At 55.4% G+C, this 23,762-nt stretch carries 31 protein-coding genes; 17 read left to right on the forward strand and 14 right to left on the reverse strand.

Annotated features, from left to right (window positions below):
- Positions 1-173: 173 nt before the first annotated feature.
- A protein-coding gene (locus tag G452_RS21375) for an IS3 family transposase (protein WP_155887543.1) occupies positions 174-1,294 on the reverse strand; the annotation gives its coding sequence in 2 pieces (ribosomal slippage) (positions 174-1,018 and positions 1,018-1,294; 1,122 coding nt in all).
- 341 nt (positions 1,295-1,635) lie between these two features.
- Between G452_RS21375 and G452_RS0104585 the strand changes: the two genes are divergently transcribed.
- Positions 1,636-2,817, forward strand: coding sequence for a Fic family protein (locus G452_RS0104585; RefSeq protein ID WP_022661085.1), 1,182 nt, complete (start codon positions 1,636-1,638; stop codon positions 2,815-2,817).
- 348 nt (positions 2,818-3,165) lie between these two features.
- A complete protein-coding gene (locus tag G452_RS18045) occupies positions 3,166-3,621 on the forward strand; it encodes a hypothetical protein (RefSeq protein ID WP_022661086.1) in 456 nt (151 codons plus the stop codon).
- Positions 3,622-3,793: 172 nt separating this feature from the next.
- Here the strand turns inward: G452_RS18045 and G452_RS21045 are convergent, their stop codons facing one another.
- From G452_RS21045 to G452_RS0104620, 6 genes are all read right to left on the reverse strand, one after another.
- Entirely contained in the window at positions 3,794-4,399 is a 606-nt protein-coding gene (locus G452_RS21045) for a DJ-1/PfpI family protein (protein WP_027189007.1), read from the reverse strand.
- A 78-nt stretch (positions 4,400-4,477) separates the two neighbouring features.
- Positions 4,478-5,497, reverse strand: a complete 1,020-nt coding sequence (mduS, locus tag G452_RS18055; RefSeq protein WP_407636016.1) for a methyltransferase domain-containing selenoprotein MduS — start codon at positions 5,495-5,497, stop codon at positions 4,478-4,480.
- 19 nt (positions 5,498-5,516) lie between these two features.
- Positions 5,517-5,897 carry a hypothetical protein gene (locus G452_RS0104605; RefSeq protein ID WP_022661089.1) on the reverse strand — a complete coding sequence of 127 codons (381 nt, stop codon included), beginning with the start codon at positions 5,895-5,897 and terminating at the stop codon, positions 5,517-5,519.
- A 55-nt stretch (positions 5,898-5,952) separates the two neighbouring features.
- Positions 5,953-6,222: an SHOCT domain-containing protein gene (locus tag G452_RS18060; RefSeq protein ID WP_022661090.1), complete on the reverse strand. Its 270-nt coding sequence runs from the start codon at positions 6,220-6,222 to the stop codon at positions 5,953-5,955.
- A 22-nt stretch (positions 6,223-6,244) separates the two neighbouring features.
- Positions 6,245-6,934, reverse strand: coding sequence for a TVP38/TMEM64 family protein (locus G452_RS0104615; RefSeq protein WP_022661091.1), 690 nt, complete (start codon positions 6,932-6,934; stop codon positions 6,245-6,247).
- Between the two features lie 23 nt (positions 6,935-6,957).
- The gene (locus G452_RS0104620; protein WP_022661092.1) at positions 6,958-7,317 is read right to left on the reverse strand and encodes an ArsR/SmtB family transcription factor; all 360 of its coding nucleotides are present in this window, start codon (positions 7,315-7,317) and stop codon (positions 6,958-6,960) included.
- A 331-nt stretch (positions 7,318-7,648) separates the two neighbouring features.
- Between G452_RS0104620 and G452_RS0104625 the strand changes: the two genes are divergently transcribed.
- From G452_RS0104625 to G452_RS18070, 4 genes are read left to right on the forward strand one after another with little or no spacing between them, the layout of a single operon-like run.
- Positions 7,649-8,047, forward strand: coding sequence for a MerR family transcriptional regulator (locus G452_RS0104625; RefSeq protein WP_022661093.1), 399 nt, complete (start codon positions 7,649-7,651; stop codon positions 8,045-8,047).
- 13 nt (positions 8,048-8,060) lie between these two features.
- Complete coding sequence (gene merB, locus G452_RS20415; RefSeq protein ID WP_022661094.1) at positions 8,061-8,714, forward strand: organomercurial lyase; 654 nt, start codon at positions 8,061-8,063, stop codon at positions 8,712-8,714.
- The gene (locus tag G452_RS0104635) at positions 8,715-9,110 is read left to right on the forward strand and encodes a mercuric transporter MerT family protein (protein ID WP_022661095.1); all 396 of its coding nucleotides are present in this window, start codon (positions 8,715-8,717) and stop codon (positions 9,108-9,110) included.
- Between the two features lie 15 nt (positions 9,111-9,125).
- Positions 9,126-9,485, forward strand: coding sequence for a metal-binding (seleno)protein (locus G452_RS18070; protein ID WP_211213484.1), 360 nt, complete (start codon positions 9,126-9,128; stop codon positions 9,483-9,485).
- A 4-nt stretch (positions 9,486-9,489) separates the two neighbouring features.
- Here the strand turns inward: G452_RS18070 and G452_RS21380 are convergent, their stop codons facing one another.
- Positions 9,490-9,753, reverse strand: coding sequence for a hypothetical protein (locus tag G452_RS21380; RefSeq protein WP_155887545.1), 264 nt, complete (start codon positions 9,751-9,753; stop codon positions 9,490-9,492).
- On the opposite strand from G452_RS21380, the gene merA reads away from it, so the two are divergent.
- Genes merA through G452_RS0104660 form a run of 3 tightly spaced genes read left to right on the forward strand, consistent with a single transcriptional unit; the run spans position 9,740 to position 11,927 of the window.
- Positions 9,740-11,149: a mercury(II) reductase gene (gene merA / locus G452_RS0104650; RefSeq protein WP_022661097.1), complete on the forward strand. Its 1,410-nt coding sequence runs from the start codon at positions 9,740-9,742 to the stop codon at positions 11,147-11,149. The genes G452_RS21380 and merA overlap by 14 nt on opposite strands.
- Before the next feature lie 12 nt (positions 11,150-11,161).
- Positions 11,162-11,386, forward strand: a complete 225-nt coding sequence (gene merF / locus G452_RS0104655) for a mercury resistance system transport protein MerF (RefSeq protein WP_022661098.1) — start codon at positions 11,162-11,164, stop codon at positions 11,384-11,386.
- Between the two features lie 31 nt (positions 11,387-11,417).
- Complete coding sequence (locus G452_RS0104660) at positions 11,418-11,927, forward strand: DsrE family protein (RefSeq protein WP_022661099.1); 510 nt, start codon at positions 11,418-11,420, stop codon at positions 11,925-11,927.
- A gap of 12 nt (positions 11,928-11,939) precedes the next feature.
- Here G452_RS0104660 and G452_RS0104665 read toward each other — a convergent pair whose 3' ends face one another.
- On the reverse strand, positions 11,940-12,188 hold the full coding sequence (locus tag G452_RS0104665) for an SHOCT domain-containing protein (protein ID WP_022661100.1): 249 nt from the start codon (positions 12,186-12,188) through the stop codon (positions 11,940-11,942).
- A gap of 195 nt (positions 12,189-12,383) precedes the next feature.
- On the opposite strand from G452_RS0104665, the gene G452_RS0104670 reads away from it, so the two are divergent.
- From G452_RS0104670 to G452_RS0104695, 6 genes are all read left to right on the forward strand, one after another.
- Positions 12,384-12,803: a MerR family transcriptional regulator gene (locus tag G452_RS0104670; RefSeq protein WP_027189013.1), complete on the forward strand. Its 420-nt coding sequence runs from the start codon at positions 12,384-12,386 to the stop codon at positions 12,801-12,803.
- Positions 12,790-13,257: a hypothetical protein gene (locus G452_RS0104675; protein WP_022661102.1), complete on the forward strand. Its 468-nt coding sequence runs from the start codon at positions 12,790-12,792 to the stop codon at positions 13,255-13,257. The genes G452_RS0104670 and G452_RS0104675 overlap by 14 nt, the downstream gene beginning before the upstream one ends.
- Positions 13,258-13,294: 37 nt before the next feature.
- Positions 13,295-13,564, forward strand: coding sequence for a thioredoxin family protein (locus G452_RS0104680; RefSeq protein ID WP_022661103.1), 270 nt, complete (start codon positions 13,295-13,297; stop codon positions 13,562-13,564).
- Positions 13,565-13,638: 74 nt separating this feature from the next.
- Positions 13,639-14,151: a heavy-metal-associated domain-containing protein gene (locus G452_RS0104685; RefSeq protein WP_022661104.1), complete on the forward strand. Its 513-nt coding sequence runs from the start codon at positions 13,639-13,641 to the stop codon at positions 14,149-14,151.
- Positions 14,148-15,080: a transporter gene (locus G452_RS0104690; RefSeq protein ID WP_022661105.1), complete on the forward strand. Its 933-nt coding sequence runs from the start codon at positions 14,148-14,150 to the stop codon at positions 15,078-15,080. The genes G452_RS0104685 and G452_RS0104690 overlap by 4 nt, the downstream gene beginning before the upstream one ends.
- 13 nt (positions 15,081-15,093) lie before the next feature.
- Complete coding sequence (locus G452_RS0104695) at positions 15,094-16,071, forward strand: NHL repeat-containing protein (protein ID WP_022661106.1); 978 nt, start codon at positions 15,094-15,096, stop codon at positions 16,069-16,071.
- 197 nt (positions 16,072-16,268) lie between these two features.
- Here G452_RS0104695 and G452_RS0104700 read toward each other — a convergent pair whose 3' ends face one another.
- The gene (locus tag G452_RS0104700) at positions 16,269-16,826 is read right to left on the reverse strand and encodes a recombinase family protein (RefSeq protein WP_022661107.1); all 558 of its coding nucleotides are present in this window, start codon (positions 16,824-16,826) and stop codon (positions 16,269-16,271) included.
- Between the two features lie 157 nt (positions 16,827-16,983).
- On the opposite strand from G452_RS0104700, the gene G452_RS0104705 reads away from it, so the two are divergent.
- Positions 16,984-19,992: a Tn3 family transposase gene (locus G452_RS0104705; RefSeq protein ID WP_022661108.1), complete on the forward strand. Its 3,009-nt coding sequence runs from the start codon at positions 16,984-16,986 to the stop codon at positions 19,990-19,992.
- A gap of 60 nt (positions 19,993-20,052) precedes the next feature.
- Complete coding sequence (locus tag G452_RS21385; RefSeq protein ID WP_155887549.1) at positions 20,053-20,214, forward strand: hypothetical protein; 162 nt, start codon at positions 20,053-20,055, stop codon at positions 20,212-20,214.
- 61 nt (positions 20,215-20,275) lie between these two features.
- Here the strand turns inward: G452_RS21385 and G452_RS18075 are convergent, their stop codons facing one another.
- Genes G452_RS18075 through G452_RS0104730 form a run of 4 tightly spaced genes read right to left on the reverse strand, consistent with a single transcriptional unit; the run spans position 20,276 to position 23,761 of the window.
- Entirely contained in the window at positions 20,276-21,412 is a 1,137-nt protein-coding gene (locus G452_RS18075; RefSeq protein WP_022661110.1) for an AMP-binding protein, read from the reverse strand.
- A complete protein-coding gene (locus G452_RS20420) occupies positions 21,409-22,320 on the reverse strand; it encodes a beta-ketoacyl synthase chain length factor (protein ID WP_022661111.1) in 912 nt (303 codons plus the stop codon). Before G452_RS20420 ends, G452_RS18075 begins: the two co-directional genes overlap by 4 nt.
- Complete coding sequence (locus G452_RS0104725; RefSeq protein WP_022661112.1) at positions 22,317-23,510, reverse strand: beta-ketoacyl-[acyl-carrier-protein] synthase family protein; 1,194 nt, start codon at positions 23,508-23,510, stop codon at positions 22,317-22,319. The genes G452_RS20420 and G452_RS0104725 overlap by 4 nt, the downstream gene beginning before the upstream one ends.
- Positions 23,507-23,761, reverse strand: coding sequence for a phosphopantetheine-binding protein (locus tag G452_RS0104730; protein WP_022661113.1), 255 nt, complete (start codon positions 23,759-23,761; stop codon positions 23,507-23,509). The genes G452_RS0104725 and G452_RS0104730 overlap by 4 nt, the downstream gene beginning before the upstream one ends.
- Position 23,762: the final 1 nt, after the last annotated feature.

The raw sequence follows: 23,762 nt of genomic DNA on the forward strand, positions 1-23,762 counted from the left end.
TGCGCCTTCCCCCATCCTTTGGACCACTGAGCGGTCATTTTAAGGTGGAGCCCGGCGTCCGAGTTCGAGCCTCCGAGGAGGCGATTTGCCGTATCCGTTGTGGAGCGTAGCCCGTCCCCGTAGGGGCGGCCCGAAGGGCCGAGGGCGGAGCGGAACAACGGATACGAGCCAAGTCAATGAACATTGAAACTGCCCCTGTATACATCCGCTGGAGTCCTCTTGTCCAACGACGAATGTCTGCGTTCCTCATTGTAGTAGTGAAAATACCGTGTCAGGCCATGATATAGCTCGATCCCATCGGAATACGCCTTGGGGTAAACATCTTCGTATTTCACCGTCCACCACAGCCGCTCAATGAACACATTGTCGATTGCTCGCCCTTTGCCGTCCATGCTGATGGCGATGCCATTGTTTCGCAGGACACCGGTAAACTCGTGGCTCGTGAACTGCGCCCCTTGATCCGTATTGAACACCTCTGGCGTGGCGACACGCAACGCTTTGTTCAACGCATCCACGCAAAAGGAACTGTCCATGGAGTTTGACAACTCCCAGGCCACGACGAATCGACTCCACCAGTCGATTACAGCTACGAGATACAAGAAGCCGCGCTGCATGGGGATATACGTGATATCAGCACTCCAGACTTGATTTTTTCGTTCAATGGCAACTCCTTTCAACAGGTACGGATACACGGGATGTTCAGGGTTGGGCATGCTCGTATGCGGCCCCGGAGTGATCGCCTGAAGCCCCATCAGCTTCATCAGTCGCTCAACTCGTTTGTGATTCACTTGATAGCCTTGCGTCTTCAGCCAGTCTGTCATACGCGGCGAGCCGTAGTCCGGCTGACGCAGGTACTGCTCGTCAATCTGCCGCATCAGAGCCAAGTTCTCATTCGATTCGGATACAGGTCTGTAGTAAAAGCCTGAACGGGAAACACCTGCCAACCTGCATTGCCGTCGGATGGAATATTCCCGATCCGGTTTAATCCACTGGCGGCGCAGTTTAGGCGGCAGGCTTACAACTTTTTTTCAAGCCACTTGATATCCATCTTGAGCCGCCCGATCTCTTCAAACAGCGGAGCGGTGACCTCTTCCTGGCTCTTGGCTTTCTTGTCGCCGGAGAAAATGCCTTCGGCATTTTCAAGGAGCTGTCTTTTCCACGTAGAAATCTGGTTTGGGTGCACTTTGTACTCAGCAGCCAATTGCGCCAGCGTCTTCACGCCACGTATCGCCTCAAGCGCGACCTTGGCCTTGAACTTGTCCGAATGCTTCCGTCTTTTGTTGCTCTTTGTCATACGCCCTTCCTTATCGGTTTAAGGACGCTGATTCCACCTTAACCGGTGGTCCGAATTTCGGGGGAAAGCGCACTGTTGATTGGGCTCGGGAATTTGATTGTCAGGGGTTTCTGGCGAACATGGTGGGGGCAGAGAGGGATACACCCTGGGGAACTCCTGCTAAGGGTATGAAAAGAAGCGAGTGATCAGGGCTGGTGGGCTTGTCAAACCCGCCAAGAAAACCGCCATAATCTTGAGATTGTCTGCCGTTATATGTTGCTTAAAGCCGATATATTAGCAAGTTGAGACTGCCAAGGGCTGGTTTTCAAAACCGCCAAAATGGATTTATTAGGGACAAAGAAATGCTGTGCGACTGGAAGGCGTTTGGAGAACTCAAGGACTTGGCCATGGAGGTCATTGACGCTTCCGCTCGCCTGGAAGGATGTTTGCCTTCCGAGACTGCCCGCGTCATCGGAGATCACCTGCGTCTGACCAACAGCTATTATTCCAATCGCATTGAAGGATATCGAGCGGGCATCGTTGAGATTGAGCAGGCACTTGAAGGAAATTTTGCTTCGGGTGAATCCACGCATTACGCTCAGGAGCTTTGCGTTGCACACGTAAACGCCGAGAAAGCCCTGATGGCGAAAATGCAGCAGGAATCAAATGCCAATGTGGCAGGGGTGAACAATCTGTGCACAATTCACAAGGCACTCTATGATGGCCTGTCAGCACGACACCTCTTCACACATGACATCAACGGATTCACGCGGCATCCGGTCCTGCCGGGCATGTTACGGGATTGCAGGGTCGAAGTGGGGCAGGGGAATGCCATCGGCCCCACTCCCGAAGAACTGCCTGATTACATGGAGAATTTTGGCCGCGTATATGATTCCGCGAATTTCCACGGAGATGAACGGCTTATCGCCATGGCCGCCAGTCATCACCGGCTTGCCTGGCTTCATCCCTTCCGGGATGGGAACGGCAGGGTCTGCCGTCTCTATTCCTGTCTCTACATGGCTCGCAGCGGCGTCAACCGCGCGAACCTTTGGTCCCTCTCGCGCGGCTTGCATCGAGCCAAGAGCGAATACATGACCATTCTTAAAGCGGCAGACCCTGACCCTCATGCGTTGAAGCCTCAATCCATTCCCGAAAGCAGGCGGATTGGCGATTTCTGCCGGTTTTTCATTGAAGTGTGCCTGGATCAAATCCAGTTCATGCAGAACTTGCTGCGCATGAAAGAAGTAGAGGACAGGATCGAATGGATTGTCGAACGCAAGATCAAAACGGCCAAGGCCAAAGGGGAGACGCCGCTTCATCCTGCGTCATCCCGCTTGCTGCGTGCGCTCTTCATGCGCGGGAGCATCCAGCGTGGAGAAGGACCGGCCATCCTCAACGTCAGCGAATCCACATACAGAAGGGTATTGCGTCAGCTTACGCAAAAACGACTCGTGGAGTCCGGCAGCCAGCGAGCACCGCTTCGCGTAGCCATCCCGATCCAGGCGATGCCATACTACCTGCCGGGCGTATACAAAAGCATGTAGGAGCTGCAAAGGGTGGCGCTGTATATGTGTGAGAACCGTGGTATTCGATTACAGATAAATCCGTTTTGTTTCTGATGCTCTAGGATGGTATATCCGATCCCAATGAAATTTACTTCATAGATACTCCCTGCCGTGTCGTTCCAAGTTATTCGGTGGATCTCCTATCTTGTAGCCGCATAGGTCGTCCACAACAGTGTGTAGAAAAATTGCATAGGGTTGATCGGGGTGTGGAAGCCCGTAATGGTAGGGCGTTGCAGGTTTTTATTGTTCGGCGCGTCGTTATTGGATAGCGTCGGAATTTGGTGTTGGTTTGTGTAAAGACGTTGCATTATTATTGTGGAGTAGAATATGAAATTGAAATTGTTGTTGTGCTGTTCGGTCCTGTTGCTATCTGCTTGTGCTTCAAAGCATATGGCCCCAGTTCTTGACGTTGAAAAGCCCGTCATCGCCAGTGCGGACGAAGCTGTTGTCGTGTTCATGCGCCCTTCTGATTGGGGAGGAGGCGTCCAGTCTTCGGTTTTCGATGTGACATCGGATGAAAACAAGCTCGTTGGTATCGTTTCAAGCAACACTAAAGTCGCGTACGCTGTCTCGCCAGGCGAAAAGACGTTCATGGTGGTCAGCGAAGCCGCAGACTTTGCAAAGGCCGACGTCGAGGCCGGGAAAACGTATTACGTCCTCGTGACGCCACGCATGGGGTGGTGGAAAGCGCGTTTTTCCCTTCGTCCCCTGATGCGGGAACAATTGGACGGCAAGGATTTCGCTGAGGGGTCTGAAGCCCAATGGAACGAAAAACCACGCTAAGGAGCCGGGTGGGAGTTTTTTCGAAACTTACTGCTTTTGTAAGTGTTCCCAGTTTACGGGGCTTGAAGCCCAACGGTACAAAAACGTACGCTAAGCCCATAGGCACAATGACCGGGTTCACCTCAACGGCCTAGTCGCTTAGTTTCTTGCCGATCAATTTACTGAGCCTCGCTCAAGTATTTTGAGCTGTCCCATTCATAAACCTGAAGACCTCTTCAGCGCTATCGGTGCCGATAACTGATTCCAACAGCAGTTTGGCAACCTGGATAGACTGAGCAGGACCGGCGCAGGAAATAATACGGTTTGAGATCTCAATTGGCCCTGGGGTAGGGATCCCACCAAGCTCCTGTATGCGCCCCAAATTGTCACGATTACGACTGAAGGCATAGCTAGTTGCTTTTTGCCCTTGCAGCAGGCCAGCTTCAGCGATAGGCAGTACGCCGACACACATAGTTGCGATGGTTCCACCTTGAACATGAATGGCGTTGGCCAGATCGCGCAACGGCTGGCAATAGGCCTCATCAAAGCCGTGGAAATGAAATCCACCGGGAACAGCCAAGGCTGTATAATCCTGAGGTTCGATCTCACTCACCAGTAGATCGGTTTTTATTTGTAGCCCGAAGCGGCCATTGACCACGGGGTGTAGCCCCGTAGTGACAACTTCGACCTTGGCAAGATGCTGGTAATAATCTGTCCATCCGCAGACAGAGAGAATTGAAACCGCCTCCAGATCTTCAAATCCTTCGCCTAGGAAGAGCAGTACTTTTTTGCTGGACATATCATGCCTCATATCGGCTAGCAGAATAGGCCGAAGGCTTAAGGTTAATGCTTCAACTGAAGCATCAGTTTACGCGCCTCAAGTTTTTCCCGGGGCAGGCTCCGGGTTCTCCTTGTCTGTTGATGGAGAGTCCTGATCGACTTTGTTGATTTTACCATCGAACAGAGCCCGAGTTTTGAACGCATTGACGGTCATGGCGATCGCTGCAACTTCCTTCAACTCTTTAGTTGATGCCCCGGATTGCCCCGCAACTGCGAGGCCAAAATCGGTTCAGGGATCACACCCTGCGGCCAGGGCCGCCCCCAGAGCAACCAGTTGTTTGGTTTTGTGGTCAAGGGCTCCTGGTGCCAGGGAGGCGTCCATAAACGCCTGAAACTTATCTAGTGGGTCACTCATCGACGTCTCCTCACAAGGGTCGAGGTCCCAGGTTGACGGAACCGATCCCTTTTTCATGCTGACGCAAAACAGATCACGGGGCAGGCCCCCTTCCTCCATGCGCTCGATTTTCAGAATTTCGTAGCCTTTAGCTAGTTGTCGAACTTTCCCTTCGGTAAAGAAGTGAACGACAAAATCGCCGATTTCGTAAATGTCTTCACCAAGGTGGGTACCAGTTCGATAGTGTTTGTCAAAACTGCTGCGAACCGAGTAAACAGCTAGCCCCCCTGGTTTGAGGATGCGGTGAGTTTCACGTAAAATAAAGGCGATTTCGGCAGTTGAAAGCTCCATGCAGAGCAACATGTGCGAGTAGCAAGCATCAAAGGATTCGTCAGTAAACGGAAGCGGTTCCCTCAGGTCTTGAACCTGCGTGCGGAGTCGAGAAGATAGCCCGATATTTGCCGCTTTTTCACTCACCTCTGCAACAGCGGATTCCGAGTAGTCGAGACCGGTCACATTAAGTCCATTTTGAGCAAAGAGAAAACTGTCGCGCCCTTGGCCACAACCCAGTTCCAGCAGCGATATCACGTTATTTTGCTGAAAGAGATTCAGTGATACTTTGGCAAACTGACTCGGTTCCTCACCGAAAAACGCTCCAGACTCGGTGAAGACTTCATCCCAGTGGGATTTCTGCTCCTTTTTCGGCTTATGTTCCGGTGTCATGATAATTTTCCCTATAAACTTATTTGCCGGACTCGCCACTGGTATCCTGCGAAGCCGAACCGCCCATCATGCCCTGCATCATCTCCATCATCTTTGGCATCATCTCTTTGCACATGTTCATCATCGGCTCTGGTGCTGTGGGAGTTTCTCCCACCTGCTCGCGTTGTTTGTCGGACAGTACGGCCAGTGCCTTTTCGCGAGTCTCGGCTTCAATATCCTGAAGTTGTTTTATTTGTTCTTCGGAAAGACCGAGTTCTTCGGCTCTGCGGTAAATCGCGCCAGGACTGTCGAGGGCGACAGGGGTTTGCATCATGGCTTGCCAGCGGTCGATTTTTTCTTCCGGCATTCCTGCCTGCCGCATCTTACTCATGCATTTGTCCATCATTGTTTTCGGGTCCATCGACATCTCCTTAAGGGATGGGAATTAATTGATGCACTTTCCTACCTAGGCCAGATCAGCCAATCGTTTTCGCTATCTCTTCGAACTCCTCTTTGGTGATCTCTCCCCTTGCATAACGACCCTTGGCGATTTCCAAAGGAGAATCTCTTTCTTCACATAGCCGCTCTTCCTTACCAGACCAAGGTGGCCTGAAATCCCGCCCCACCCGGCCCCAAAAACTTCGCACCAAAAACAAAACGACGATCACAATGACCAGCATGAAGGTCATCATGATGATCGGGAAAACCCAGAATCCGCCTGACCAGAACTCATGCCAAGGTGCCATAGCATTCCTCCCTTTAAGCTGTTTAACTGTCTCTGACAGGTTGCTTCTTTTTAAACCTTTGATAGAAAACCGGCACCAAGGCAAAAAGCCCCAGTAGTGCAAAAGAGCCAAGAACCCGGGGAGAGGCGATGTCACTGAGGCTGTTTATGGTAGCGAGGCTGGCTCCTGCATTCACATAAACAAAGCCGCCGGGGATAATGCCGATCATGGTGCCCAAGAAGAATGTGCGTAGCGGCAGCCTGGTCAGTGCCGCACTTAAATTGATTAGGAAAAAGGGGAAAAGCGGAACTAGGCGGAGAAAGAGTAGATAGTGCAATCCCTCCCGTTCAAGGGCGAGGTTCAGCTTTACCATTTGCGATCCAAATTTTCTCTGCACCGTATCGTGGAAAAGATACCTGGCCACCAAAAAGGCAAGAACGGCACCAATGGTCGCGGCGGTCACCGCATATACTGTGCCCATGATGGCCCCGAACAGAAGTCCGGCGGATAGGGAAAAAATCGTTGCGCCAGGAAGAGACAGAGCTGTTTGGATGATGTAAAGGAGCATGAATCCGAGGACGGTTACCAAGCGGTGCTCAATATAGAATGACGTCAGGACCTCCCGGTTGGTTTTCAGCACATCGAGAGTCAAGAACCGTCCTAAATCGAGGATGAAAAAGAAGGAAACGGCTACAATGAGAAAAAGAAGGAGTACCAGCTTTTTTCGTTTCATTCCGGCCTCTCCCTTGGTGCAGATCAACAGGCAGTTTTCTGGTTATTTCGTTGTTCTCGTAGACGGCCTTCCTGTCTAACTTCCTCACGATCCCGTTCAACAATAGGGTATTCACCAGAAAGCAAATGGAACAACTCAGCTACCAGGGCCGGACGCAACAGGTAGTAGCAGCGCAACTGACCGTCCTCGTAGAAATCGACAATTCGGTTCCGGCGCAGAACCAGCAAGTGCTGGGAGACATTCGGTTGGGGGATCTCTAAGAGATCCTGAATGTCGGTGACACATTTCACTCCGCTTGCCAGCTCCTCCAGGATCTGTAGTCGAACCGGATGTGCGAGTTGCCGCAACAGTTCCGCCTTGTCTCGAATATTCAGATTTTTCATCGGTTTCTCCATATCCTGCATAACTGGATAATAATGTCACTATATAATACAGAGCTTATATATTTTGTCAATCAATCCCAGAAACCACTGAATCCAAGACACAGAAAGGCCCAACCTGTTTTTCAGGCTGGCTTTCCTGAAAGTTGTTCTGCATTGCCTTGGGATTTATAGAACGCTCAAGAGGGCAATTTTCGTAGCTACTCGGTCAATGCCCCTAATTCAGTCGCCCGGCCTTAACGTGCTTTATTTTCCGTTTTCTGAGACGCCCCCTATAATACCCTTGACACCGTACCATGGTACGGTACCTATCCTTTTAGACAAGGAGGAGTGAATGAACCAGCTGACAATCGGCCAGGCCGCAAAGCTCTCCGGCGTCGGCGTCGAAACGATCCGCTTTTACGAGCGCCAGGGACTCATCGAACAACCGCCCAAACCAGACAACGGCTTCCGCCGCTACCCTCCGGAAACGGTCCGGAAAATCCGCTTCATCCGGCGGGCCAAGGAGATCGGCTTTTCCCTCCGGGAGATTCATGAATTGCTCGGTTTTTATTTCGATACGCAAACCAGCTGCGAAGACGTCCGGGATCAAGCGAAGATCAAGATCGCCGATATGGAGGCCAGAATTGCTGCCCTGGGAAAAATGAAGACCGCCCTGCAGGCCCTGGTCGATGAATGCGGAACCCGGGAGGGCGAGTGCCCCATTCTGGAAACCCTGGCCGAGGACTACTGAGGAAGGAACAAGCATGACGACGGCCGAAACTCTTTATCGTTTGCACGGCCTGCTGCCCTTGAAGGAACGCCAGCTACGCCTTTCGCAGATCGAGGTGAAATTGCACCAGGCGATCCTGCACTCCTTCGTGGAGCGGGGCCGGCCCTTGGCGAAGGGGGAAATCTCCCGGTCGCTAGATGCAGCGAACCCCGATACCCTTCTGGATCGCCTGCGTGCCTGTGACCTGGTCGTCCTTGACGGCCGAGGAGAGGTGGTCGGAGCCTACCCCTTCACCATAGAAAAGACCCATCACGTGGTGGAGGTCAACGGCCACCGACTTCAGGCCATGTGCGCTCTCGATGCCCTGGCGGTCAGTCCGATGTTCGATTTGGAGGTGCAGATCCATTCCCGTTGTGCATCGAGCCAAGTACCGATCCGCCTACTGCAGCGGGACCTTGAGCTGCTTGAGATGGAACCGTCGGAGGATCTGCTGCTGGGCATCCACTGGCAGGAGGCCACAACCTGTGCCGCCCACAGCCTGTGTCGGGAGATGGTTTTTCTGAAAGACCTCGATGCCGCCATGCGTTGGCAGAAGATAGCCCCCGAGGTCAGGGAACTGTTCGGGCCTCAGGAGGCGGCCCGGATCGCCGCGCAATTCTTCATGCCCCTTTTGCAGGAGGTGACCTAAATGACAGCCCTGAAAGGAGAGACTTCCATGAAAACTGACCCGTCGGGAGGAAAAAGACTCATCGGCTTTGGCCTTATCGGCGCGGTGGTGTCCGGCATTCTCGCCTCGGCCTGCTGCATCGGTCCGCTTCTGCTGGTCTTTCTCGGAATCGGCAGCGCCGGTGCCTTGACCGCCCTTGAACCGTACCGCCCATATATGATGGCCCTGACCTTTCTGTTCCTCGGCGGGGCGTTCTATTTTACCTATCGCAAACCGAAAGCCGCCGGATGCGAAGAAAGTGAAGCCTGCTGCAAAAACGGCGGCAGGAAATTCCAGAAGATCATGCTGTGGATTGCCGCCGTGTTTGCCTTGGCCATGCTGTTTTCCCCGCAGATTCTGCTGGCTCTGCTTGACTGAAAGGAGATGCGCATCATGAAAAAAGTCTGGCAAATTGCTGCGACCACGATCCTCTTGGGCGACCTGACCATAGCCCCCATGACCTTGCCTGCCTCCTGCGGTTGTTCAACCACCTGTGGCGTGACAAGCGCCCATGCGGCGGAAAGCCAGACCGTCGATTTGGCTCTGGAGGGGCTGACTTGCGCATCCTGCAAATTTGCGGTCAAGGCGGCGCTGAAACGTTTGGACGGGGTTGAGCAGGTGGACGTCAACTATGAAGAACGCAAGGCTACGGTCGTTTACGATCCCGAGAAAGTGACGCCGCAGCAACTGGTCGATGCGGTCAATGCGACCGGCTTCCATGCGGAACTTCGATCATCAGCGGACGAAAAGTGACCTTTTACCACCAACGGGGGAAATCTTGATGCCATTTATCTGCTACTGCTTCGAACATACCGAAGCTGAGATTCGTTCCGACGTGCTGGAACACGCCGGCCACAGCGAAATCCTGGAGACCATTTTGGCCGCCAAAAAGCAAGGGGCCTGTCAATGTGCCGAAAAGCATCCGGAGAGACGCTGATGCCTGGGAGACGTCCACCGTGTTGTGGATGCCGCCAGAAAAGAGCTGATAAACCACAAGGAGGCTGATTGTGACGACAAGCAACTATGACCTCATCATCCTCGGTGGCGGCGCGGCAGCTTTTGCTGCGGCGACTGAAGCTGATCGCCAAAATCTGCGTACGATCATCATTAATGCCGGTCTTCCCCTGGGTGGTACCTGCGTCAACGTCGGCTGCGTGCCGAGCAAGCACCTGCTGGCGCTGGGGAAAAACCTGCATCATCCGGCTCATCCCGATTTTCCCAGTGTCGAAGCGGTCACTCCATCCTTCGATTTCCCACGGGCCATGGCCGACAAGGATGCACTGGTCAATGCGTTGCGGCAGCAGAACTATCAGGATGTTCTGGACAGTTTTCAACAGGTTGAATATTTGGAAGGACGCGGCAAGTTGATTGATGCCCATATGGTCGAGGCCGCCAGGAAAAAACTGACCGGCGACAAGATCCTGATCGCCACCGGCAGCTCCACCAAAATTCCTCCTTTTAAAGGTCTGGAAGAAACCGGCTACCTGACCCACATCGAGGCCTTGGAATTGCAGCGACTCCCTGCGTCTTTGGTCATCTTTGGGGCCGGATTTCTCGCCCTGGAATTTGCCCAGATTTTCAACCGGATGGGAACTCGGGTGACCCTGGTGGCGCGAGCCCCGCGCATCCTGCGTATCCAGGAACCAGAAATATCCGTTGCCCTGCGCGGCTATTTTGAAGCGGAGGGGATCGAGATTGTCACCGAAGCCGGGGTGCAGGAGATCTGCAAAGGTCAAAACGGCAAACAAGTGGCCCTGACCACTCCCAGTGGGGAGCGCCGGTTGGAAACCGAAGAAATTCTGGTCGCCACCGGCGTCCGTGGCAATATCGACGGACTCGGTTTGGGGCAGGTCGGCGTTGCCACCGAACATGGCGAGCGGATCGCAGTGAATGAACATCTGCAGACCAGCGTGCCGCATATCTATGCCGCCGGTGACGTCACCGGCAGAATACAACTGGAAACTGTCGCGGCCAAGGAAGGGAAAATAGCCGTTGAGAATGCCTTCGCCGATGCGGGCAAAGTCCTCGATTTCCAGAGCATCCCCTATGCCGTATTCACCGACCCGGAAGTAGCCAGCGTCGGCATGACCGAAGCGGAGTATGTGGCCATTTACGGCACCTGCTCCTGCCGGACGGTCAGCCTCGACCGGGTTCCCCGCGCCGTTGCGGTCAGGGATACGCGGGGTCTCTTGAAGATGGTGGCACATCACGAAACGGGGCAGGTGATGGGAGTACACCTCCTGGCCCCCAACGCCTCGGAGATGATCCACGAGGCGGTGCTGGCGGTCAAACACGGCTTGAGTGTGGACGACCTGATCGATACCGTGCACGTCTTTCCGACCTACAGCGAGGCGATCAAGATCGCCGCTCAGGCCTTCCGCCGGAACATCTCAACCATGAGCTGCTGTGTGGAATAGGGAGAAGAGGTGATGAGCAAACCCGGCAAACAGTACCGTAACCGCTTTTTCGCCGCATTGGCCGGTACGGTCGCGGTGGCGCTCTGCTGCTTCACGCTGGCCCTGGTTCTGCTGCTCGCAGGCCTGGGCCTGAGTTCTCTGACCCCCTATCTCGATATGGTGCTCCTGCCGGCCCTGCTCATTCTGATCATCATCGCCGTGCGTTCCTATCGGAAATGGAAAGCATCCCAAGAGTAGGGTGAAACCCCACCCTGGAAAGGAGCCCATGATGAAACGGATTCTTTTACTGATCACCGGATTGATTCTGCTCACAGCCCCCGCCATGGCCGGAGCAGGTGACGGCAAAACCTTTCTCATCCACGCCAAAACCTCAATGGATCTGGACGACGCCCAGATCTGCGCCGTGCCCAATGTCGCCTGGACCGCCCTGCAAGAGGGATACAAGGTTGTCATCCTGTTCGACGCCAGCGGCGTGACGGCGATCAAGAAGGGGGGTCTGTTCGGCGGCGACCAGACGCCGCTGGACAAGGCGGCGCTTCCGGAGCGCGAACGCCTGTCTCTGACCGAACAGCTCGGGGTGCCGCTGGAGAACGTCCCCCACGACTACGGGCAGTACATCCGCTTTTTGAAGGCGAAAGGGGTCGAACTCTACGCCAACCGGACCATGATGCTGCTCTACAAGATCGGCGAGGATGAAATCGAACAGACGGTGACCCCCATCGGCTTGAAGAATATGGTGGAACTGTTAGAGAACCGCGATGTTTATGTAGCCTATTGATGGCGGTTCTCCTTACTCCAGATCTTTTTTTATCCGGTTATATTCCTCCTCAGTGATCTCTCCTCTGACGTATCGGCTCTTGAGAATGTCGAGAGGCGACTGGAGAGGCCTCTCTTCCTTTTCGGATTTTCTCTTGGAAAGAAGCCATTGCACCGTGAAAATGAACCCGACAATGGCGAACCCCCAGAGCAGTATCATGAAAATCCAGCCGGCGGCGCCCATCATAGGCATTCCTTCCATCATTCCATTACCGTGCATCATGGCTTATTCCTTTCTTCTGGCGACTGCCCTCATTTCGTAAACCGAAGGTATCGGTATCAGTTTAACAGGGGCAATCGTGAAACTTAGAAACTTCCTTCCGTCGCGACAGAATTCGGGTAGAACTTTAAACATAAACCCTTGACTCGGTACCATGGTACCGCCCCTATCCTGTATGAAAAGGAAGGAAGAATGCCCATGAAAGGGTTGACCATTGGCCAACTGGCCCAACAGTCCGGAGTGCAAGTGGAAACGGTCAAATTCTACCAGCGTCGCGGACTCATCCAGCAGCCGCCTCGCCCTGAATCAGGGTTCCGGAAATACTCACCTGAGACGGTGCGGCAGATCCGCTTTATCCGCCGCGCCAAGGAACTCGGATTCTCTTTGCAGGAAATTAGCGAGCTGCTCAGCCTGCGGGTTGCTCCAGGGACAAGTTGTCGCGAGATCAAGGCCCGGGCCGAAGCCAAACTCGCCGACATCCAACAGAAACAGAGGGATCTGGAGAGGATGGAGACAATCCTGCGGCAACTGGCCGAGACCTGTCAGGGCCAGGGGCCGCTCAGCGAATGCCCGATTCTGGGTGCCCTGGATGAAAAGGAGGAAGATGATTCTGGATGACAATACCGAAACGATGCCGCCAATTGTTGAACCTCCTGCGCAGACCGGCCCCCAGAGTCGCTGGAATAGGGCAATGGCCGTTGTTACGGCTTTGCTCAGCGCGGTGGCCGTTAAGCTCACCTGCCCCGCCTGCTGGTCAGCCTATGCGGCCCTGCTCGGCTCGACCGGCGTGGCTGGCTTTGCCTCCATCCCCTATCTCTTCCCCCTGACTCTACTGAGCTTGCTTCTGGTAACGGCATCGCTCGCTTACGGGGCGAAAAAGCGGCAGGGATATGGACCGCTTCTCCTCGGTTTAGTGGGGAGCGGGACCATCCTGCTGGGGAATTTTACGGTCGCTTCGATCGCCATGCAGAACGCAGGAGTCGCCGCCTTGGTTGGGGCCTCAATCTGGAACTCATGGCCCAGAAGTAAAAGTAATTGCCCGGCCTGCGTCCAAGTGGAAATGGAAGAATGAATCCGGGAAACCTAACAGATACGAAAGGAGAAAAATTATGACCGCGAAACGTAAAATCGAAGTTTTCACTGCCGGTTGTCAGGTCTGTCAGCAGGCCGTCGAACAGGTCGAACAACTTGCTTGTCCTTCCTGCGAGGTGCAGGTCCTTGACATGCAGGACACGGCTGTCGCCGCTCGGGCAAAGACACTGGGCATCCGTTCCCTGCCCGCCGTTGCCATTAACGGCCAGCTCGCAGACTGTTGCTCTGGACGCGGACTGGACGAGAGCAAGCTCAGGGCCGCCGGAATCGGTCAGCCGCTGTCCTGAGATGAACCGATAGTTGAAGCCGGCCCCCGCAACCAGTCCAGTCCCGCAGGGTCGGTAGAAGGGAGAAATGTAAAATGGTATGGCGAACGCTTAACACTATCTTGGTCGTGTTGCTTGTCCTGCTCCCGGTGACAGCAGCAGCCGAAGTTACCCAGGCCGTGGTCTCTGTAGAGGGGATGTCCTGCCCCTTCTGCGCCTTTGGGGTCGAGAAAAAACTCAAGACCGTCGATGGCACAAGCGAAGTGAAGGTGGACATGAAAGGCGGCACCGCTACCCTGGTTGCCAAAGACGGCAAGTCTCTTGAGATCGGCCAGATCGGCCAAGCGGTCCGGACTGCTGGATTTACGCCTGGCCGCCTGAGAATCACTGCCATCGGCGTGGTGAAGCAAGAGAATGAGAACCTGTTGTTGGTCGTGCGCAACTCATCTCTGACCATCCATTTGCTCAACCTGCCGCTGCCGCTCAAACAGCAGTTGCTGGCCCTGGTGAAATCCGGAGCAGTGGCGAGTCTTTCCGGAACCGTGCATGAGCACGTGGACGACTTGCCGGCCATGACGCCGGAAACTGTTCTGGAGGTCACGCCATGAAAACCGGTCAGCAGAGAACCTGGCTCAGCTTTGTTCAACGAGTCCTGCGGGCAGTGTTTCCGGCTTTGCTGCTGAGCGGCCTGACGGCCCCGGTTCTTGCCGCCCCTATCACCTTCAATACCGCCTTGCCGGTCGCCCGGGGAGAAGGGATCTTCCGCGCCCAATTCAAGTATTTAACCGCCTCGGATGACGGTCCCGGAAATCGAGACCTTACGGTCGGGATGGTTCCGTTGGTCGGAGTGTATGGCCTGACCGAAAAATGGGCACTGTTCGGCATTTTCCCCTATCTGGACAAGGAATTGGAAGTAAACACCCCTTCGGGCAGGCGCACCCGAGATGTTTCAGGACTTGGGGATACCACCCTTCTGGCCCGCTACACGGTTTTCCAGCAAGACCGACCTGGGCAGACCTTCCGCATCGCCCCCTTTGTCGGCATCGAGACCCCGACGGGGAAGGATAACGAGAACGACTCCCTGGGCCGTCTGCCCCAGCCGTTACAGCTCGGTTCCGGTTCCTGGGACCCCCTGCTGGGAGTCGTGACCACTTGGCAGACCCTGGAGCGGCAGGTCGATGCCGCCCTCTCCTACAAGGCCAACACAGAGGCGAACGATTTCGAGTTCGGCGACGTGGCCCGCTTCGACCTCTCCTACCAGCACCGGCTGTGGCCCCGTAAGCTGGGTCCCGGAGTTCCGGCTTTTCTTTACGGCGTGCTGGAAAGCAACCTGATCTGGCAGGACCAGAACGAGGTCGGCGGCCAAAAAGATTCCGATTCCGGTGGCACAACCCTCTATCTGGCCCCGGGAATCCAGTGGGTAACGAAACGAACTGTCCTTGAATCGGCGGTGCAGCTCCCCCTCATCCAGGACCTCAAAGGCAACGCACTGGAAAATGATTTCATCTGGACCCTGAGTTTTCGTCTCAACTTCTAGGGGATGACGGCTTGTGCGGACAAAGCGTGCCTTCCTGATATTCACCATAGTGGTTTTGCTCGTCATTCTAGCTGTTTTGTCAAGCCGCCAGTGGTTTCCCCGTCCGCAGGAAGCCCCTTACCGCTTTATCCTTTCCTGGGGAAAATCGGGTAGCGGTCCCGGTGAATTTCATAATCCGATCGGTATCGCCATCGCGGGCGACCGGGTTTTCGTCAGCGATGCAGGAAACCATCGCATCCAGGTTTTCGACCGGGCAGGAAACTTCCTGTTTTCCTTCGGCCATCAGGGGGCCCGGCTGGGCGAACTGGGGCGGCCAATGCACATGGAAGCAAAAGGCGGAAAGCTGTACGTGGCGGATTACCTGAACGACAGGGTTCAGGTCTTTTCCTTGGACGGAAAACCGTTAAGAACGATCGGAAGTCCCGGGTCTGGACCCGGCCAGTTCGATGCTCCCTCCGGGATGGCGGTTGATGATGAGGGACTGCTCTATGTGGTCGACTTTTTCAACCACCGAGTGCAAGTCCTCGACGCCGAGGGAAGATTTATCAAGCAATTCGGCAAAACTGGAGAAAAAGGCATCTGGGCAGCTCTTTTCAATTACCCCACCGACGTCGAACTCCTTCCAAATGGCCGCCTCATTGTGGCGGACGCCTATAACGACCGTGTCCAGGTCTTCGATCCAAACGGAAAGTTTCTGCACAAGTGGGGCGGCCCCTTCGCCATCGACATTCCGGGCAGTGCCCCCGGCTGGTTCAAAGTCGCTACTGGAGTGGCGATAGACCGGCAAGGAAGCATCTTTGTTGCGGATTTTTACAATCACCGGGTGCAAAAGTTTTCTTCAGATGGCACTTTTTTGGTGCGTCTCGGAAACGAGGGTAGCGACCCCGGCCAGCTCAAGTTGCCGACGGACATGGCCGTAGACGAGGGTGGGAATGTGTATGTCGTGGATTTCGGGAATGACCGGATTCAGAAGTTTGGCCCTCCAGAATAGGCTCTTTAAGAGCTTTCCCCAGTAGGTTCTTATCTTGGCAAGCCGTTGTTCACATTCTCCCATAATTCCTAAGCTGTGGGGCTGTTGAACCAGGAAAAGTGGTGGACACAACTTTTGTCCAATAAGTTGTTTCAATTTGTTTGGGGGCGGTCAAAAGAAGGTGAGTTTAGGGCCTACAACTCCCGCATTGCCCCTCTTCAATCACTAAATTTTTCATTCAGTAATTTGTATACTGTTGAACGGCCTATACTCATTTTCCTGGCAATGTCAGTAGCCCCCATACCTTTTTCATGCAAAGCCTGTAACTGCTTTCTATCGATGGTGCGCTTGCGGCCAAACTTCACCCCTTTTGCTTTTGCCTCCACGCGACCTTCGTTGGTGCGCTCAAGAATGCGTTGGCGTTCCGCCTGGGCTACGGCGGACAAAATTGTGACGACCATTTTCCCCATCGTACCTTCTGTGCTGATGCCGTCATCCAAGAAACGGATGGCAACGCCCATATCATCGAACTCTTTGATGAGCTGGATCATATCTGCGGTATCTCGACCGAGCCGATCCAGCTTCTTGACTAGAATAACATCACCTTCTTCGACTTTGATTCGCAACAGATGTAATCCATCACGATCCACATGACTACCGGACATCTTGTCAGTATAGATGCGGCTTGCCTTGACTCCGGCTTCTTTAAGGGCCTTAACCTGAATGCTGAGGGATTGTTGGCTCGTAGACACCCGAGCATAACCAAAGAGGCGCATTGATCAGAACTGTCTCCTAAATCAATTGGTAGAAAAAATATCTATTAAAATGACAAAAACGATTTAATAGACACGGTATTCTAATGCTATTACAATGTCTATCAATTTATAAAATAGTAGACATTTTTAACTGTGATAATTTTCAGCGGGGGATTTGATGCCTGTCGATTTTTTAACCGAAGAGCAGAAGTCCGGGTACGGCCAGTTTTCAGGGGAGCCAAACGAAGCACAGCTTGCGCGTTACTTTCTTCTCGATGAAGCCGACCATGCCTTTATCTCTGAGCGGCGGGGAGAACCGAATCGGCTCGGGTTTGCCTTGCAAATTACGGTTGCCCGGTTTTTAGGAACCCTCCTTTCTGACCTCACCGTTGTTCCGCAAAACGTTCAGGTCTTCGTAGCAAACCAATTATCGATAAAAGACATCAAGGTATTATCTGGCTACGCCAAGCGGGGAAACACTCGATGGGAACACATGGCCCTGATCCGCAGCCAATATGGTTACCATGACTTTGGCAGCCCACCCTGGTCGTTTCGGCTGAGCCGACTGCTTTACTCTCGTGCCTGGATCAGCAACGAGAGGCCCAGTCTGATGTTCGACTTTGCCACTGCTTGGCTGATTCAGCACAAGGTGCTTCTCCCCGGCGCGACAACACTCACACGCCTGATTTCGGAAATCCGCGAACGAGCTACCAACCGCCTATGGCGGCGACTATCATCACTGCCATCGGATGAGCAGAAAAACCAACTTGATGGTCTTTTGGAAATTCCAGAGGGGCAGCGCAACTCCCAATTTGACCGATTTCGAAAAGGCCCTGTCACCATCAGCGGCCCTGCATTTAACGAAGCGGTGAATCGCTACAAAGAACTAGAAGGATTTGGGGTCACGAACCTCGATTTTTCGCATGTCCCTCCAGCTCGCCTGAAAAGCCTTGCGCGACATGCCGGGATGATCTCTATGTATAAGATCGCTCGCATGGCGGACGACAAGCGCACTGGTGTTCTGGTCGCTTTTGTCAAAGCCTTTGAAACCATGGCCCTTGACGATGCCTTGGATGTGTTGGATTTGTTGATTGCCAACATTGCCGGTGAGGCGAAAAAGGTCGGCCAGAAAAAACGCTTACGTTCCTTGAAAGATCTGGACCAATCGGCCCTGACCCTGGCTGAAGTCTGTGCCATGATTCTCAATGACGAAACGGAAGATGGCCGTTTGAGGAAGGCGATATATTCCAGGATTTCGAAAGAGGATCTGGCGAAAACCATCCTGACAGTTCACGACCTGGCCAGGCCCTCGGATGAGAGCTTTCAGAAGGAGATGATGGAACAATATGGCCGGGTGCGGCGCTTTCTCCCAAAACTGCTCAGCGATATCGTTTTCAACGCTGCTCCCGCAGGGCAAGCGACCCTGGACGCCTTGAATTACTTGGCTGTAGATGGCATTAAGCGAACACAATACCTGGATAATCCACCTCTTGATATAATTTCAGGCCCCTGGAAACGCCTGGTCTTTGACCAGGAGGGCCGTGTGACCCGGCGCGGCTACACGCTCTGTCTTCTGGATAAGCTGCAGGATGCTCTGCGCAGACGGGACATTTACGTTGAACAGAGTGATCGCTGGGGCGATCCCAGAGCCAAACTCCTGCAAGGAGCTGAGTGGCAGGCCAATCGCGTTCAGGTTTGCCGTTCACTCGGTCATCCCATCAAACCCAAAGAAGCAATTGCCGGCTTGGTCCATCAACTGGATGCAACCTACAAACAGGTCGCATCCAATTTTGACCAAAATACTGCTGTGAACCTTGATCTGAATGGCAAGACTCCTTCTCTGACCATTACCAACCTGGAAAAGCTGGAAGAGCCTGAAAGCTTGAGCAGACTGAGCGAGCAGGTCATTGGCCTGTTGCCTGCGGTGGACCTCACTGAACTGCTACTGGAAATCCATGCCCATACCGGTTTTGCTGACGAGTTCACGCATGTGAGTGAAGCCAATGCCCGCGCCGAAGATCTGAATGTCAGTATCTGTGCGGTTTTGTTAGCAGAAGCCTGTAATATCGGCCTGGAACCTTTGATCAAACATCAGGTTCCGGCTTTGACGCGACACCGTCTCAGTTGGGCGAAACAGAACTACCTTCGCTCAGAAACGCTCATCCGAGCCAATGCACGGTTGGTTGATTACCAGGCCCTCTTACCCTTAGCAAGGAAGTGGGGTGGCGGTGAAGTCGCCTCCGCCGATGGGATGCGATTTGTGACCCCCATCCGAACCATCAATGCCGGCCCCAACCGAAAGTATTTCGGCTCACAGCGGGGGATCACCTGGTACAATTTCGTTTCTGATCAATACTCCGGTTTCCACGGCATTGTTATTCCTGGAACATTGCGGGATTCCATCTTTGTCTTAGAAGGACTGCTGGAACAGCAGACCGGCCTGAACCCAACAGAAATCATGACTGACACCAGCGGCACCAGCAACATGGTCTTTGGCCTGTTCTGGCTGCTGGGTTATCAGTTCTCCCCACGCTTGGCCGATGCCGGGGAAGCGGTCTTCTGGCGGGTTGATAAGGATGCTGATTACGGACCTTTGAATGATTTGGCTCGCGGTCGGGTGAATGTCTCGAAGATTGAACAACACTGGGATGACATGATGAGGATCGCCGGTTCCTTGAAGCTTGGAACTGTTCAAGCCTCTGAGTTGATCCGCTCGTTGCTGAAAAGTGAACGGCCATCGAGCCTTGCGCAGGCCATTATTGAAGCGGGCCGTATCAACAAAACCCTCTACCTGCTTAACTACATTGATGACGAAGATTACCGCCGTCGCATCCTCACCCAATTGAATCGTGGTGAAGGACGCCACGCAGTCGCCCGTGCAATTTGCTATGGACAGCGCGGTGAGATCCGTAAGCGTTACCGTGAAGGGCAGGAGGATCAACTGGGGGCCCTGGGGCTGGTCACCAACGCTCTGATTTTATGGAACACCATTTATATGCAGGCAGCGCTCGATCATCTTCGCCAACAGTCCGTTGTGATCCATGAGGATGACGAAGCCAGACTTTCCCCCTTGGTGCATGGCCATGTCAATATGCTGGGGCATTATTCCTTTACTTTGGCGGAAACTGTCATGAAGGGAAAACTTAGACCTCTGAATCAGCCGGTTGAGATGCTCATAAGTGCTTAGCGTGGTTTTTCGTTCCATTGGGCTTCAGACCCCGCTGACTGGTTTCGCCAGTGCGGATACGTGAAGAACACGGCGGCCTCTTTGCTCTGGGCGCAGGAAAATGCCCTCGATATTCAGCAGAAGCGGGTCGAATATTATCTCAAATGGCAGGCGAAGCCGGAAATGGAAAAGCCCCGGCTGAATCCGACGGATGGCGTGGTTACGACGCTCAATGCGCAGTAGGCGTTTGGAAGATGTGATTTCACGCCCCGGGTTTCCGGGGCGTTTCATCTTGAAGGAAGGGTCAGTCCCAGTCGCACAATTTGCCCATGGCGTTGATGGGGAGCGAGTCCCCGAGGGTCAGCCTCCGGGGTGTTTCCGGGGCGGTGAGCCGATCCGCAAGAAAGGCGCGCAGCGAGGCGATCAATTCCTGCCGCGCCGGGGCCTGCAGCTCCGGAACAAGAAAGGCCTTGAGGCGTCCTCCTGGGTGATTCGCGTCCAGCCTTACGGTGCACTGCCGCACCCAAGGATGTTCAAGGATGGCTTGTGCAACCTTCTCGGGGTACACGTTGACCCCAGCGACCTGCACGGCCTTGTCCTTGCGCCGCATGGGCTTGAAGCGGCCCGGTTCGGTCCAGTTCACCGCGTCTTGGAGTGGGTAGAATCGCTCTTTTTGGTCGGGCATGAGCCGCGTGACACCGTCTTGTTCCGGGGTAGACCGCCAGTATTCGAAGAGAAGGTAGGCGTTCGAGGGGGAGGTGCGCCAGCCCAGACCTCCGGTCTCCGATGATCCAAAGATTTCATAAAATCGCTCAACGCCGCAGGCCTGCAAGGTCCGGATCGTGTCCGCAGGACATGGTCCGCTGGAGGTGACGCAATGGACGCCGTCCGGGAAGAGCGGCTTGATTTCCGCCAGTGCGGACCAGAAGAGCGGGAAGCCGATGACGAGATCTCCGGAGGCGAGATTGTCCGCGAATGTGGGCAGGGGCAGCGGCGGGGCGTATCGGGTGGGGGCGCTGAGGGCGAGGGGAAGCATGACTCCGAAAAGGAATCCGTAGATGTGGTGACGCGGAACCACGCTGAAGACGCGGGTGCGATTTTTGTAGAGCTTGGCCTGTGCGAGGATTTCCTGCTCCAACAGATCGTAGCTTTGCGGAACCCGGACGGGCCTGTCCGTGGAGCCGGAGGTGCGGAAGAAAAGTTTTTCGGGTCTGCCCTGAAGGTTGGCCGCGATCGCCTCGGCCCAAGCAGCGAGGTCTGGCCGGGCGGTCTGGAGGAGCGATTCGGGCAGATCGAAGAACTCGGCGGCGGAACAGGCGAGGGCCGGGGGCGGGGACAGCGGTAGGCGATCTCCGCCCATTGCCGCGCCCAGGCCCACGTGCGCTTCGAGCATGCTTTGCAGCACGGAAAGGATGCCGTCCCTGGTCAGCTGGAGGCTCATGGTTGCTCCTGGGAGGGGGTCGCTCCGATGCAGTGGACCTGGTCCTCTCGGTCGCAGCTGACGCAGAGCGTGGAAGGGTTTTCAGGCAAAATCAGGGCCAGAGCCAACTCGAAGGCCTGGGCCACGGGCATGTCTCCCCAGTGCGGGACATGACAGGAAGCACGGATTTCATGGTCTTTGGGCGGTCGGTCGGCGAACACCGTCTGCTCATGCGTCCGGTTCTTCAGTTCCCGAGCGCCAATTGTGTGGATTTCTCTGATCCGTCCGCGTTTTGCCTTGCCGGTGTCCTGTTCGAGAAGCAAGAAGGCCGCTCCTTCGCCCTGGGGCAGGTGAGGATCGGAAGGCTCTGCAAGCTGTGCGCGGCAATGGGGAAGCACGGGCGAATATTCGTCCACGGCTCCAAACAGGACGCGCTCGACCCGTCCTTCCGCAAGCCAAAGCCGGGCGGTGGCGAGTCCGTCGACTACCGAGCCCCGGAAGCGGCTGACTGTGCAGCATGGCCCGGGCATCTTGAGCTGAATGCCGATCGTCGCCGCCGGAATGTTGTGCACGGACTGGGCGAACGCCAGTGGGGATACCAGGGCGGGGCCGTCGTCGATGAGCCCGTCGAGAAACTGGAACGTGGTTGCGACGGGACCGTATCCTGTTGCCAGGACGATGCCGGTGCTTCCGGAAGCGTCCGGGGAAAGCGCCGCATCCTCCAGGGCGAGATGGGCACCGAGCAGGGCGAGCTGGCTGAAGTGATCCATGCGCCGCAGGGCTCGCGCCGGCAGAAAGCGTTGGAGCGCGTCGACATCGGTCAGTCGCGGTTCGCCCGATGGAGGGCAGGGGCGGATTGCAGCACGCAGGGCGTCCAGTGTGCTGCCGAATGCTCCGGCTACGCCGATCCCCTGAACGGCAAGATTCATGCGTCCTCCCGGCGGAAAACCAAGGCGGAGTTGTTTCCGCCGAAGGCAAGGGATTGGCTCAGGGCATACCTCGCCGGGCAGGCCGTCCGCTCGCGGACAGGGCTCACGCGGCAGGCCGGGTCCGGCTGCTCGCAGCCTTTGCTGGCCGGAAGTTCTTCCCGATGGAGACAGACGAGGGTGAAGATTGCTTCCAGCGCACCCGCAGCCCCCAGGGTGTGGCCGGTGCAGCCCTTGGTCGCGGAGAGGGGTGTGTGCGGAAAGAGATCGAAAAGGACAGCTCCCTCGGCCACATCGTTGTTCGTGGTCGCAGTGCCATGGACATTCACGAATCCGATCTCCCGGGGCTCGATGTCGCTTCGCTGCACGGCGTCCCGCAGGGCCGAGCACAGTCCCTGTCCGTCGGGCCGGGGAGCGGTCAGGTGGTGGGCGTCGGCGCAGGTGCCGTACCCGAGCACCCCGCCCCGAAGCGGGGCTCGGCGTGACGCGGCGTGTTTCTGGGATTCCAGAACCAGCATTCCGGCTCCTTCGCCGAGGTTCAGGCCATTGCGAAGGGCGTCGAAGGGCCTGCAAGGCCCTTCGGAAGTAATTTGCAAGCTGATGAACCCGTTGTAGGTGATGGGGGTGAGTTCGTCGGCACCGCCGACCAGGGCGATGTCGCAGAGCCCCTGTCGGATCCAGCCCGCGCCGATGCCGATGGCGTCGGTGCCGGAAGAGCAGGCGTTGACAACGGTTTGGGCAGGACCGCTGAGTCCGAAGCGGGTAGCCAGGACCCGGGCCGGGTTGGACTCCAGATAACGGCGGATGTGAACCGGACCGGGATTTTCGCCGGACTTGAACCGCCGGTAGTATTCCTGGAAATTGAGGGACGCGCCGACCGTGGTGCCGATGCAGACACCCACCCGCAGTCCGGGGAGCCGGCTTTGGGGAAGCCCTGCGGAATTGAAGGCCTCCTGGGCGGCTGCCAAGGCGAAGAGCGAGGTGTCGAACAGCTCTGGTTCGCGCGGATGCCGCTCGAAGAAAGCCTCAGGCACTGCGAAGACCGGGTAGGATGTCTCGTGCCCGCATGTGAACCGCTCCGGCGGCCTGGGCGCGGGAGGCGCGCCGAAGAGCGTCGCCGTGTTCTCGGCGAGATTCAGGCCGCAGGCGCTGACGCACCCCAGCCCGGTGACGGCCACGGGACGATCCGTCATGACTTGCCGTTCGCCTCGATGAAGTCCACCAGCGTACGGAAGGTCTTGAAGGCCTGCTGGCCCTCGGCGACATCTTTTATCTTCAGCCCGAAATGCTTTTCCAGCAGCACGACCAGTTCGACTGCATCAAGCGAATCCAGTCCGAGCCCTTCGCCGAACAGGGGTTCGTCGGGTTCGATGTCCTGCGGGCCGAGGTCCGTGAGCTGGAGATGTGTGATGAGGATTTCCTTCAGTTTTTGGGAGGTGTCCATG

It is taken from the genome of Paucidesulfovibrio longus DSM 6739 (assembly GCF_000420485.1).
In the GTDB taxonomy this organism is placed as follows: domain Bacteria; phylum Desulfobacterota; class Desulfovibrionia; order Desulfovibrionales; family Desulfovibrionaceae; genus Paucidesulfovibrio; species Paucidesulfovibrio longus.